Consider the following 14,489-nt stretch of genomic DNA (forward strand, 5'->3'; position numbering starts at 1 on the left):
CATGGTTTTTGAATATATTAGCACATAAAAAAGCTTCAATTCATCGAATAATATGCATTTAACCACTTGTGTTGCAATTAGTTTGAAAATTGAGCATTACTTGACGTCTTCTCCTGTTGTTATTTTGCGATTTTTATAAAATCCAGGTATCACTTTAATTGGACATGCACAGTATTTTTCTACTAGTTGTGCATCATCACTCCCAATAAATTTATCTTGTTTTGCAAGGCTATGACAATCACGAATGAGTCCTGTGCTAAATGCTTGCGGCGTTTGTGCTGCTTGGTAATCTTCACGTTTTGGTGTACTGATAACAAGTCCATCTGCATCAACTTGTTTAATCGTGTCAGTAACTGGCACCATTGGTAAGCATGCATCATATTCATCAAGCGTTTCTTTGATTTGATCAAGTAGTTGTTGATCAATATAAGGTCGAGCTCCATCATGAATCATCACATGATCTTGATTTATTTTTTTTAGTCCGTTTGCTACACTATCTTGACGCGTATCACCACCAAGAACATACTCTACTTTATTTGCATGTACCAACTTCTCAAAATGTTCTTGTTCACCATCAGCAGTCACGATAATAATTTGTTTACAGTCTTCATCTGATGCAAAGACATCTACTGAATAATTGATAATCGCTTTTCCATCAATTTCATGAAACACCTTGTTGTAAGCAAGTCCTGTTCTTTGACCTTTTCCTGCAGCGACAATAATTGCACTATATTCCATACTTATACTTCCTCATCACGTTGTTGGTGATTTAAATCCACGAGTTTATTTACAAGTGACATCTTTTCTAGAATTGTCGTACATAGTTGTTCCATATGACTTCCTTCTGTGTAGTCAGCTGGACTAATGAAATCCACACGACGGTGTTGCAATAAATCCACAACCTTTTCTTTTTGTTGGTAAACAGCAATGCTTTGCCCACCATTGGTTTTTACTAATTTCATACATGGTACATCCGTCAATCCATCTCCAATATAAATCATATTACGGAAAGGAATTCGACGGTTGCGATCTTCTAAATATTCATTTAGTTGTTCGTCTTCATTCATTTCTAAAACACCTTTATTGATGCGGAAAAGAAACTGGGTTTTGTTTGTGTAATTAACAGTTAATGCTGGCCAGTCCGCAACCCCATTTTCATCATAGTGAAATTCACATGCATATATTTTCTTGAACTCATTATAGATACTTGTTCCTTCAATGATTTCTGTTAATCCACTCGAAATGATATAGTGCTCAATTTCTAAACCGAGTTTTTCTCCGACTTCATTCATTCGTTTAAACCATGTATCAACACCGGCAAACAACTCCACATTCTTTCCTTTTTCCACAAAGTCCAAGCGACGCACTGGCATACGTTTTGCTTTTGCTGCGTGAATCATGTAGTACATATAGGAAATGATTCGATCCATTCCTTCTTCTTCAGCAATTTTTGTAACTTCTTGCCAAAATGTTGCAGCATCCATTCCAAGTCCAGGAATGAAACTGTATTCTTGCATATCTTTTGTACATAGCGTTTTATCAAAATCATACATAAACGCAACTACTGGTTTTTTCATATTATTTTCCCTCACTTATTCTATTATACCAAAAATGGCGCACCTAACTAAAGATACACCACAATTCTTATTGTTCCTTAACTAAAGAGATCAAATCTTTATATCCAGCTTCTTCCATTTTGGCTAATGGAATAAATTTCAACGCTGCACTATTGATACAAAACCGCATGCCTCCAAGTTCCTCAGGTCCATCATTAAACACATGTCCTAAATGAGAATTTGCTTGTTTTGAGCGAACTTCAATACGTTCTAAACCATGACTTTGATCACGACGTTGTTGAATCATTTTCATATCGATTGGCTTTGAGAAACTTGGCCAACCACAACCCGATTCAAACTTATCCGTAGAAACAAATAATGGTTCTCCGCTGACAATATCAACATAGATACCTGGTTCAAATGTATCATAATACTCATTATCATATGCAGGTTCTGTCGCATTTAATTGTGTCACTTCATATTGTAAAGCACTCAAACGTTTCTTTAAATCCTTTTTCATTGGATCTTTTGCACTTTTTGCTTTAGCAAAATGAATCTTTCCAATATGACAATATCCAGTAGGATTCTTATCAAGATATTTTTGATGATACGCTTCAGCAGGATAATAATTTCCTAATGGTTCCACTTCAATCGCAATCGGTTTATCGTATTGTTTTTGTAGTTTTTGGATTGCATAATTAATCACTGCTGCATCTCCATCATCTGTATAATAAATCCCTGTACGGTATTGACTGCCTACATCATTTCCTTGTTTATTCACACTTGTTGGATCAATAATCGCAAAATACATATCTAGTAAAAATGGTAGTGATACTACATTTTCATCATATGTGACATGTACGGTTTCTGCATGTCCCGCATCGTTGTGACAAACATCTTCATATGTTGGATTTTCTGTTTTTCCATTTGCATATCCAACATCTGTTTGTTTTACACCTTCAATTTCTTCAAAGTATTTTTCAGTGCCCCAAAAGCACCCACCTGCTACATATATTTCTTTCATGCTATTATTCTACATCACCTTTCTTACGGAATCAAACCACATGAAGCAAAAAAGACATGCTTCCTTTTGCTATATGTTCAATTCAATATCTTCGTTTGCTTAACTAAAGACTTCCGAATTAGCCTCTGTTATTTCAAACGCCTCTTCAATCATTCTGGTTGCTAAAACATATGCATCTTTACGCGCTAAAGTTGAAATATATTTTACTGTTCTTTCACCTATATCTATCTCTACAACACCTGTAGACGATGTAATTTGAACCTGTCCATCTAGATCCGTCCAAACCATATTATTACGTTGTGATGTAATTGGTTTGATTATAGCGTTATGTTTATATATAAACTTAATTATCGTACTCCTGTTAGAATAAAATTCATTAACTGTTCTACATCATCAAAATCATCATAATCTCCATTTATGCCGCTTCTGTGATACACAATTCCATTTTCTTCATTTCTCTCTAAACAATCCAATAGTTTTTCTTCCCCATATTTTTTGGCAAATAGAGTAAATGTATATGGTTTGATTTTGCTTAATAATCCTTTCATGCAATTTTCTTCACATTGATAACAATGAGAAATTTCTTTTGCAATCGAACAATTTTTATTCTCACAAAGCTCATTATCTGGGCAACCATCTGCACCACAACCATTACAATCAACATTTTCTGTGCATAAACAACACGCAAGACCACATCTAGCAATTCCTAATTCTCGTTTCATAGAATACCTCCGTAGCTTCAAATTTATTGTTTTTTCATATCCACATTATACCATTCTCATAATCAGCACTCCAATCTAATTTTAGGTGTGAAAAAGCAATCAATCATAAAGACCAACTGCTTTGTGTGTATGGATATGAAATCGTGAAAAAAAGGAAGACATGCTTCCTTTCTAGTATGTTTCAATATGCCAAATATCATTTGCATATTCTTTAATTGTACGATCACTTGAAAAGTAACCTGAGTTAGCGATATTCACAAGACACATTTTTGCCCATGCACTACGATTTGCATAACGAGTATCAATGTTTCTTTGTGCTTCATGGTAGCTCCAGAAATCTTTTAAGACAAGGTATTCATCATTCTTGTTGAGTACTTCATCATAGATTTCACGATATGTAGATCCATTATCAAAGTAATTTGTATCAAGTAATTGTTCCATCACTTTTTTAATACTTGGATCATTGTGGTAAATTTGCCATGCATCATATGAATGTTCAAATTTTAAGTGATTTACTTCTTCTGAAGTTAAACCAAAGATTTCTGCATATTCACGACCTACGCGTTCCACAATTTCCACATTCGCTCCATCCATTGTTCCTAATGTAATGGCTCCATTCATCATGAACTTCATGTTTCCAGTACCACTTGCTTCTTTACCAGCAGTTGAGATTTGTTCACTGACATCTGCAGCATTCATTAAGATTTCTGCAATACTAACACCATAGTTAGGAATGAAGACTACTTTCATGTAGCGTGATACATCTGGATCGTTATTTACTTTTTGTGCTAGGTTATTGATTAACTCAATTACCTTTTTGGCAAACACGTATGAAGGTGCTGCTTTCGCCGCAAAAATAAAGGTACGTGGATACATCGTAAAGTCTTTATCTTCTTTAAGCTTATTGTATAAATGCATAATGTGTAACACATTCATCAATTGACGTTTATATGCATGTAGACGTTTGGCTTGTACATCAAAAATAGAATTAACATCTACTTCAACATTACACACATCTTTAATGTATTTTGCAAGAATCTCTTTACGACGTTTTTTCACACGTAAGAAGTTTTCTTGTACATCTGCAACATCAACGTATGCATTTAGTTTAGTTAGATCACTTGGTTGTAATTTCCAAGTTGTTCCTATCGTTTCATCTAATAGATGTGTTAGTTCCGGGTTTGAATACATCAACCAACGACGGTGCGTAATCCCATTTGTTTTATTGTTGAACTTTTCTGGGAATACTTGATAGAAATCACGGAACACATCTTCAATTAAAATCTTTGAGTGAAGTGCTGCAACTCCATTCACACTCATCGAACCAACGATTGCTAAGTTTGCCATATGCACTTGTCCATCTTTCATAATACGACATGCTTGTACCAACTCTGGATGCGAATGCGTATGTGATAAATCATACATCCAACGACGATCAATTTCTTCAATAATCATATACACTCTTGGTAATAATTGACGAATGTATTCCATTGGCCAACGTTCCAAGGCTTCACTTAGCACCGTGTGGTTAGTGTATGCCATTGTTTTTGTGACAATATTCCAAGCATCCACCCATTCATATTGATAATCATCAAGTAATAAGCGCATCAATTCTGGAATCGCTAGTACTGGATGTGTATCGTTTAATTGAATTGCCACATGTTCAGGTAAGCTATCTAAGTTTGGATGATTTTTTAAATGATTACGAATAATCGTATGTAATCCTGCACTCACGAAGAAATATTGTTGCGTTAGACGTAACATCTTTCCTTCTTGTGTTGAATCATCTGGATATAGTGAGTTACAAATCGCACGTACTTGTTGAATGTAATCCTCATGTCCTTGTTCCAATGATTCTTCAGCAGGTTCTGCAGACCATAAACGAAGTGTATTGGTTAATTTTGTATCATAACCAACAATTGGCACATCATATGGTACAGCATTCACCACAAATGGATCTTCTAGTTCTACACTAACTTTTCCATTTTCGTTAATACTTTGACGTACCGTTCCACCAAAACGAACTTTTACCGTGTGTTTTGGTTTCTTGATTTCCCAAATGTTGTTCAACTTCAACCAAAGGTCTGGAACTTCTATTTGTTTGTTGTCATGAATCAATTGTTTAAAGAATCCATACTCATAACGAATACAGTTTCCGTGTCCAATATAATGTGTTGATGCAATAGAGTCTAGAAAACAAGCAGCAAGTCGTCCCAGACCACCATTTCCTAATCCCGCATCACTTTCTAGTTCTTCAAGCATATTGATATCAATTCCATATGCTTCCAGTCCATCTTTAACCGCATCATAAATACCTAAGTTCATTAAGTTACTTGTAAATAAGCGTCCCATCAAAAATTCCATGGAGAAGTAATATACTTCCTTTTTTTGATACATGCGATTGGCTTCTTTACTTTCCTTCCAGGAAATACTTATATATTCTCGAATCACTTCACCAAGTACTAAGTACTTTTCTGTAATATGTGCTTCTTCTACACTCACTCCGTAGAGTTCCACCATTTTATTGGCATACTCTTCCATGAATGTATCTTTTGTAAAATCTAAAATCATACTATCCCACTTTCTAATCTTTTTGTTTATTCGATAAAATCTTTTGCGCTTTTTTTTGGTTTATGTTTATGACGTAAAATAATTCCACTAAATGGTGCGACATCCATTGTTATGTAATATGGTTTGTAATCAACAAACCCTTTCTTTGCGCGTAAGGCTTTCGCATTCACAATGCCAACTCCAGAATAAATATCCTTTTGGCTATTTAATATTTCGCTATACATCCCTGCTTCATGTACACCGAATTGATGTGCATGATACGTATTTGCAGACATATTTAGTATGACGATAATTGTTTCATTTGTCCCTTTACGCATATATGAATATAAATTCTCATTTGCATTATCTGCATCAATCCATTCAAAGCTCTCATAGTTATAATCATCGATCCAAAGTGCTTCTTCTTTTAAATAAATCTTCTGCAAATCTTTGATGAATTTTTGGAATGAATCATGCATTGGATAATCTAGTAAGAACCAATCGTTTTCTTGATTCTCATCAAATTCACGCATATGTCCAATTTCATTACCCATGAAGTTTAATTTCTTACCTGGATGTGTAAACATGTAAGTATATAACATTCTTGCTTGCGCAAACTTGTCTTCATATAATCCCCACATCTTTTGCACAATCGTCGCTTTTCCATGAACCACTTCATCATGTGAAAACGGTAAAATAAAATTCTCACTATAGAAATACGCCATTGAGAACGTAATCTTATTGTGTTCATATTGACGATAAATTGGATCTGCTTTTAAATAATTTAAGGTATCATTCATCCAACCCAAATCCCATTTATAGTCAAAACCAAGCCCATTTTGTTCGATTGGTTTTGTGACATTTGGATAGTCACTTGAATCTTCAGCAATCAACATGACATCAGTAAAGTTTTTATGCAGTAAATAATTCATGCGACGAATAAAGGTTAATGCTCCTTCATTCACGCCACGATCTTTATTTCCTTGCCAGAATATGACATTACTGATGGCATCCATACGAAGACCATCCCCATGAATTTCTTTAATCCAGTATGCAGCTGCACTCATTAGAAATGAGCGTACTTCTTCTTTGTGTAAATCGAAGTTTGCTGTACCCCATTCACTAACGGCAATACTATCATCTTGATATTCAAATACATTGGTTCCATCAAATTTACGTAATGCATAATTATCCATCACGAAATGAACAGGCACAAAATCAAAGATGACTCCAATATTATGTGTATGTAATTCATTGATTAAGTATTTTAAATCTTCAAGCGTTCCATAACGCGAGTTTGCCGCAAAGTAACCTGAGGTTTGATATCCCCAACTTCCATCAAATGGATATTCACTTAATGGCATAAATTCAATATGTGTATAGTGCATCTTTTTTACATAACGAATTAACTCTTTTGCGATTTTACGATAATTGACACCACCGTTTTTATCAAACTTCCATGCACCTAAATAAATTTCATATATATTCATCGGTTGATGGAAATTACGTGTTCTTTTTTCCATCCACTCATCATCTGTCCATGTAAAGTTTGTATTCGCAATCACAGATGCGGTTTCTGGACGCACTTCACTATAAAAAGCAAATGGATCCATCTTATCAATTACTTCACCATGTGCTTGTGTAATTCGATACTTATATGACATTCCTGCTTTTACATCAGCAACAAATAATGAATATACCCCACGTTCATCAACTTTTGGCATCTCATAACCTTCACCATTCCAGTTATTAAATTCACCAATGACTTGCACATTTTGTGCGTGTGGTGCATATACACTGAAGCGTACACCTTGTGTTTGTTCGAAGCATATATGTGCCCCAAAACTATCATATGCATTAATGGATTGTCCCTCAAAAAAAGCGTTTATTGTTCTTTGTTTCATACATATTCTCCTACTTCATATTTTACATGGAATACGCTTCACTTACAACTCTAAGACAGAACATATCCTTAGATTTGTTGCTTACAGCAAGCCATAATTAACCAACGCTACTTCTGACATTATAGGCAATACCACTATGCCATGATACAATACATCCATGAAAGACATTCTATTTTGTATCATGCTAGTTATGCTATACCAAACAATTTATGGCATTCTTGTCTTGGGCTGTATCTATTTAGCAAGTTTTCTACATCCAACCACAAAAACTATCGATGTTTTTTTAGCACGCTTTTTCACCAAGCGAAATGTAGGAAAACTACTTTTCTTGTGCATTCTGATTGAATGTATTTTACTCGTAGTTCTTTATATGTTACTTTCCTATATACACATACGCTATATAGAAATTACCATCATCATATTAATGATTCTTGCTTGTTTTAAATATATCGCAATGGTCCATTACATAAAAAGAGATAGGAGTTAATTTCCTATCAAAAAGTCTAGTATATTCCAACCATCGCTTGTTTGTCCTTTGAATAATTCCGTGTATCCACACTTTGTACAAGAAACTGTAATAAACTTCTTGTTTTGGACATCGAAAATTTTCGCAAAGTTCCCACCGGTTGCTTGAAACTGATCACTTTCATATTGGGTGTTCCCACATTTTGGACACACATATTGTTTTTGTTCCATAGAGCCCTCCTGTTTGCACTATCATAACATAAATCATAAAAGATTATTTGCTAATGAACTATAAAACCATTATTTGATGTAGGCAACTAAATCTGCCATAAACTGTTTTTGCGTTTTCATTAGAAAGGATTTTACAAATGGTTTCATATACCATTTCTTTGGTGTGATATCTTCTGTGAATTCTAACTCGGTATGACTACGTTTGTCTTTTAATAGACCTACCCAGTGTCCCTGAATCATTTTATTATCAATATCAAATTCCCAGCGTGTGCATGCATCTTTTACGCATACAGTAAACGTAGTTGCTATACCACCTTTTGCATACTCAATAAATACTTGATCACTTACTACTTCTACTTTTTCTACATCACTACGCCATGTTGGATATTTATCTACTGCAAGTAAGACATCCCATACATCTTTAATATCACATGAAACACTTTGCTTTATACTTACTTTTGCCATCGTTTTCTAATCCTCGCTTTCTAGTTTCTTAAGTTCTTTCCACTCATCTTCAAGTATTGCCATCAAAATATCATCTGCATACTTTTTGCCATCAAAAACAGCATCGCGCAAGACACCTTCTCTTTTAAAACCTGCTTTTGTGTATGCTTTGTATGCGCGTATATTAAATGAAAATACATCAAGTGATAAACGATGTAGATGTAACTCTTCAAAGGCATAATCACGTGTGATTCTTGTTGCCCATGAACCAATTCCTTTATCACGTCCACTTTGGGCAAATACGGCGATTCGAAAATTAGCAGAACGCACAGTCCAATCAATTTCATTGATAACTGTTTCTCCTATAATGTTTTCTTTTTCGTCAACAATCAAAAAGAAACGTCGATTTTCATCCTCTAATGATTTCATAAAAAACGAAATGACTTCATCTTTTGTAAACATTTCTTTACACCCTGTATAATAGGCAACATCTTTATCTAATGGACAATAATTTTGTTGGTAATAGTTTAGAGCATCTTGTTGTGTGGCTAGACGAATTGTATAACCATCTTTACTTGCAATACTTGTATTCATAAATAGTCCCTCACTTATTAGAAAAACTATATCATATGTACAGTTCTACGTCATTATTTGCAAGTAATGACGTAGAGAGAAATAAATCTTTCCCCTTTTTCGTTGTATCTAATATTCGATTTATACTTTAAACACAAAAAAGGAGCAGGCTCCAGATTTGCCTAAATATGCCTATCTGTCGCAGCTCCTTCATGGTATACTGACCGTGCATTTTAATCTCATGTGTGTATGTGTGTGTTGAGAAGGCTTGTCAGTTAATACATTTATCTAATTCTTTATACTTTGCTTTTCGTTTTTCTACGCTTTGCTATTTTTAGTGCTAATAGTGCACCTGATACTACAAAAATTGATAAATAAATAGCAGTATTCGCAGTATCATTTGTTGCTATTTGAGGTAATACATTCACAAAGAATGTATCATTTTTCTTTGGTGTAGTATTTGGTAATTCGATAATTGGTTTATCTTTTTCTTTTGATAGCCAACGCTCTGTTAATGGAATTTCAAATGCATTCATCTCCTTATTATAGTTTGATTTATTTGCATTAATTACTATCCCTTTTTTATTCAGTATTTTTCCTTCTTTGTTATAAACAAACAATTCTCTATTCTCAATCTTTACAGTATAGCCTTCGTATACATCAATAGTTTGTTTTTCATCACTAATTCTCCAACCATCAAACGTATTTGTTACTCTTGAATCTTTACTACTCCACACTAAGTTACCCGGATTCCCTGCTACTTTAAATTCATTACCACTTACATAAACAAGCAAATCAGTTGGTACACTTCCTCCAGTTTTTAATTCAGAGTAGTATTTCACATTGTATTGTGGTTCGAACTGAGCGGTATATACAACACTCTCACTTACTGTATCCGCGATTTTCTTGTCCCATCCTGTAAAGATATATCCATCTTTACCTTGTGGCTTACCATCATCACTTGTTTTACCACTAAATACTGGAGTCGTAACTCCTTTTTCTAGAGACTTCGTTGTTACCATTTCAAAAGCACCATACTCACCAGGAGCATAAGTTACAGTATATAAATCTTCAGCTTCAAAAACTGCTTCTAATATTATCACAATACGGTTGTCTATTAACTTTGTTGGATCCAAGGTGATTTCTTTACCATTTACCACAACCTTCTCATCTTGAACACTAAAATTATCATCAGCTGTAATAAATGTTCCATCACTTAACTGCCAACCTTTGAAGTTGTACTTCTTCTCTTCAGTTGAATTTTTTGCAAGATTTTTTATATTCCCTAAAACTACAACTGTGTCTGTGTCTGCATAATGTGTACTATCAGTTGGCACATCACCAACGTCATGATTCTTTGATATATACTCAACCACGTATTCGCGATGCCACTGTGCAGTGTACACTGTATTGCCAGTCACTTTATCTGCGATTGTTTTGTCCCAACCGCTGAAGAACCATCCCGTTTCTCCATCTGTAGTACCAGTAAACGTAGGTGTATTACTATTGAATACATTTCTTCTGTGTGTCTCTTCTGCAAATGTTCCATGCTCTCCTGGGTTATAGGACACTGTGTAAACTTTACGGTTGCTCATGTATCGTACATGACCATTTAAATCGCCAGCACTCACAGTAAATTCATCCGAAAACAAATAATTATTTGACGCATCGTAAGTCGTGACATTACCAGTAATAAGCGTTTCATTGGTTGTATCAGATAATTCTATATCATATCCTTCTTTAACTGTTTTTTGCACAAAACGATAAGTACCTGTAGGTAATGTAGTAGTTTCTACAAACCCTAGATCTGATGTTTTCCCCAAATCGGCATGAGTTATCCAATCACTTCCATTTTTTCTTTGAAGTTCAATTGACGCTTCCGCAATAACTGAAGAATCATCAAAATCAAATACAAACAGTTTTGCTTTTTGAGCACCAATTGTAGCTCCTCCATCTCCAAGTACACCCGATAAGGTTCCACTCGCTTTTGCAACTTCTTCTACATCATTCCATGTCATCTTATACTCGTGAGTTACTACCGTATTTGCAATCACTGGTGTGAATTTCTCAGTTACATCAATACGATATTTCGCTATGTGATTTCCAATTACATTATCACTTCTAAACACCTTTTTATACAGATCATCTAACTTTTCTCTATTCTCAGTTGTATCTTCATAGAATCCACGATTAATTGCTTTATTAACCATCATTTGCAAGTAATTTGGATTTAATTCAGAATATGTTGGTCCATCTTCTCCAATTGTTCCAAGACTAACAATCAATCGGTCTACTCCGTTATCGTTATATACTCCGTATTCATAGATACCTAAAGAGTTCTTAAATTCATCATAGGATTGTGAAGCAACAGGATATCGTCTCGTGAAGAATTTGGTTGCAGTTAGTCCACCTCCCGACCCTGATGCTTTACCATCAATTATATCCGCTGGTATTTGATAGTACCCAAAAATTTCTATCCCAGAAAATTCACCACTTAACGTTGTCTCATAAACTGAATTCTGCTTCTTAGTAAAATTTGTTCCAAATTCTTTAGTATAAATTTCTACTATACCTGCATTATTTATATGATCTGCCCATTTAACTAATTGATTTGATGAGTTTTCCATAACACTAGAGTTTTTACTTTTCATAATAGCAAGCGACTCTTGTTTAAACAGAATTTTCTTAGTTATAGCCCCCATAGTCACATCACTTGTTACCCCTCTTGAAATTGGATTTTTTACTCCATTTTCTCCCGATGTGAACGAACCATTTACTTTTATCAATCCATTTACAGAATCATACAACTCCACTTCAAGCGTAGTTATGTTTGCAAATCGCCATTTCCCTAAAGCTTTCGTTTCAACATCCCCTGTTTCTATATTAGTAATATCACCATAAAAATCACTCCAACTCGTCTGCATCGCTTGAAAGTATTCATTAGTTTCTAAGCGCGGCGTTTTTATACTAAAGGTATCGCCGGCTTTTAGAAATGTACCTGCGTTCGCTTCTAATTCCCAATTTACTCTTAGAGATAGAAAACTTAAAGGTTTCACACCTTGTGTATCACTGATTAAAGCTGGTTTCCCACTGCTATCTTTTTCTGTGTAGTCATAAAAGTCCCAATCCGTTACTGTTACTTTATTTGTATAGTCTATTGGTGTATTCGCCTCATAATTTTCATCTGCACTAATGGATGTTGTTACTGTAAAACATGTAGTTACTGCTAAAACAATCGCAATTGCTATCTTTCCTATTTTCTTTATTCTAGTTTTCATTTTCTTTCTCCTTTGTAAACCTTAATATTTCTTATCTCACGAGTAAGTTCTTACCTGTTTCAATTATTAGTTCATTACCAGCATAATCGAATATATGTATACGATTGAATGTATACTTGTTTCCTAGTAATTGCAATATTCCAGTTGAATTGTCATAGCTGAATTTCTCACTTATATTTCCACCTTCTTTGTATTGTATGTTTTGAGTATTAATACCTGACAAAGAATCCATCAATTGTAACGTAAACCCTTGGTCTGATTCATCTACAAGTATCGCATTTGGACTTTCATAATCAATATTACTTATTTCAATTACTTGTTCATCTAAAGTTACTCCGTCTTTTAATAATGTAACTGTATATTCTCCATTTTCAAACACAGTTAACCTCTCATTGTTGTTAAGTTGGATTGTTTCAAAATTTGAATTTGTTGTTTCTACTTGAATATCAAACGGTTTGTTAGTCCAATTCAAATCATAAGTTATTCCTAGAATCTTTGCATCGATTGGTTCTACTTCAACTTTTGGTTTAATATTCTCTAAGCCAGCACCTCCGCTAGTATTACGATTTTGATTAATTACACCTACTATTGCAATACTTGTTATCCCAGATGCTATAAGTATTTTTTTAGCAAAGTTAACCATTTTAGCACCATCATGTACTATACTTTTCACGATTTGTGAACTTACTATTGGTTCCATTGTTGCTTTTGGTGCGAGGAGCCCCAATGATTGCTTAATGAGTATCGGTGATGCAAACGCTACAGATAAATACTCTGTTGAGAATCCTTTTGCTTTTAAATTTTTTTGTAAGATATTTTGTATTTGTCTAATTCTTCCATAAACCGTTTGTTCTGGTGTGTTTAGAATTTTGGCGATTTGAGGCACACTCATCTCATCATAAAAACGCAACATTCCAATAACCTTAAGTTTTGGATTTAGATCATTCATTTCTTCTTTTACTGCTTCTAGCAAATCTTTTTTGTATACTTTATTTGATATATTAGAGTTCGTTTCATCATAATGATGACTTTCGTCAATATCATTAAAAAGTTCCACATCTGGTATATTTTTTCGCTTATACTTAACGCAAGTGTTGTAAGTTATAGTTTTCATCCATGTATAATATGCATCATTATTTTTCAATTGATTAGCTTTATGGAAAATTTGTGCAAATACTTCTTGCACAATATCTTTTGCTATCTCTTCATCAGCGAAAAAATAATAAGCATTAAAATAAACACTATCATAGTTTAATTTGAATAAATCCTCAAAAGCTTTTATATCACCGTTCTTTACTCTTGCAATTAATAAAGCGTTCTTTTTTTTAAGCTCTTGCGAATAGGTATTTCCATTGTTTTTCTTCCTCTTCTTTTCCATTCCATATCCTTTCCAATTACATGTTTACATTATGTACAGAGAAAAGTAAAAACTATTCACCATTGCTTTTTTTACTTTCACACACATCATCATTAAAAAAGTTGTCCTTTCTATTTAATAGACCCTACTCGAATCAAAAATTATGTAATTTTTTACATTTTTTTATTATACATATCATACGATAGCAAAATGCCTTTTTTTCATTATTGTCATAGACTATCAATAAATTGTTTTAAACTTTAGCTATCAAAAAAAAGTCAGCTTATTAACCAATGTCATTAAGTTAAGGATTGCACTAAACGTATAACCAGTTGAATAAAAATGGTTATACGTTTTCTTTTTCAGATATTCATAACGTTGTTGT

11 protein-coding genes are annotated in these 14,489 nt (G+C 33.9%); all 11 read right to left on the bottom strand.

The features are described from left to right. Positions 1–96: 96 nt before the first annotated feature. Positions 97–738 carry a 2-C-methyl-D-erythritol 4-phosphate cytidylyltransferase gene (gene ispD, locus M2098_RS10885; RefSeq protein ID WP_280684398.1) on the bottom strand — a complete coding sequence of 214 codons (642 nt, stop codon included), beginning with the start codon at positions 736–738 and terminating at the stop codon, positions 97–99. A 2-nt stretch (positions 739–740) separates the two neighbouring features. Continuing rightward, positions 741–1,577, bottom strand: coding sequence for an HAD family hydrolase (locus M2098_RS10890; RefSeq protein ID WP_280684400.1), 837 nt, complete (start codon positions 1,575–1,577; stop codon positions 741–743). Positions 1,578–1,644: 67 nt separating this feature from the next. Then, the gene (msrA, locus tag M2098_RS10895; RefSeq protein ID WP_280684402.1) at positions 1,645–2,580 is read right to left on the bottom strand and encodes a peptide-methionine (S)-S-oxide reductase MsrA; all 936 of its coding nucleotides are present in this window, start codon (positions 2,578–2,580) and stop codon (positions 1,645–1,647) included. Between the two features lie 347 nt (positions 2,581–2,927). Then, positions 2,928–3,302, bottom strand: coding sequence for a DUF3795 domain-containing protein (locus M2098_RS10900; protein WP_280684404.1), 375 nt, complete (start codon positions 3,300–3,302; stop codon positions 2,928–2,930). A 171-nt stretch (positions 3,303–3,473) separates the two neighbouring features. Further along, positions 3,474–5,873, bottom strand: coding sequence for a glycogen/starch/alpha-glucan phosphorylase (locus M2098_RS10905; RefSeq protein ID WP_280684406.1), 2,400 nt, complete (start codon positions 5,871–5,873; stop codon positions 3,474–3,476). Between the two features lie 26 nt (positions 5,874–5,899). Then, on the bottom strand, positions 5,900–7,756 hold the full coding sequence (gene glgB / locus M2098_RS10910; RefSeq protein ID WP_280684408.1) for a 1,4-alpha-glucan branching protein GlgB: 1,857 nt from the start codon (positions 7,754–7,756) through the stop codon (positions 5,900–5,902). Between the two features lie 483 nt (positions 7,757–8,239). Then, positions 8,240–8,452: a zinc ribbon domain-containing protein gene (locus M2098_RS10915; protein ID WP_134169269.1), complete on the bottom strand. Its 213-nt coding sequence runs from the start codon at positions 8,450–8,452 to the stop codon at positions 8,240–8,242. Between the two features lie 69 nt (positions 8,453–8,521). Next, entirely contained in the window at positions 8,522–8,917 is a 396-nt protein-coding gene (locus M2098_RS10920) for an SRPBCC family protein (RefSeq protein WP_280684410.1), read from the bottom strand. 6 nt (positions 8,918–8,923) lie between these two features. Further along, positions 8,924–9,490, bottom strand: a complete 567-nt coding sequence (locus tag M2098_RS10925; protein WP_280684412.1) for a GNAT family protein — start codon at positions 9,488–9,490, stop codon at positions 8,924–8,926. A gap of 275 nt (positions 9,491–9,765) precedes the next feature. After that, entirely contained in the window at positions 9,766–12,747 is a 2,982-nt protein-coding gene (locus tag M2098_RS10930) for a hypothetical protein (protein WP_280684414.1), read from the bottom strand. Between the two features lie 31 nt (positions 12,748–12,778). After that, entirely contained in the window at positions 12,779–14,125 is a 1,347-nt protein-coding gene (locus M2098_RS10935) for a sigma-70 family RNA polymerase sigma factor (protein ID WP_280684416.1), read from the bottom strand. Positions 14,126–14,489 lie beyond the last annotated feature (364 nt).

This window comes from Breznakia sp. PFB1-19 (assembly GCF_029893935.1).
GTDB classification, from domain to species: domain Bacteria; phylum Bacillota_I; class Bacilli_A; order Erysipelotrichales; family Erysipelotrichaceae; genus Breznakia; species Breznakia blatticola.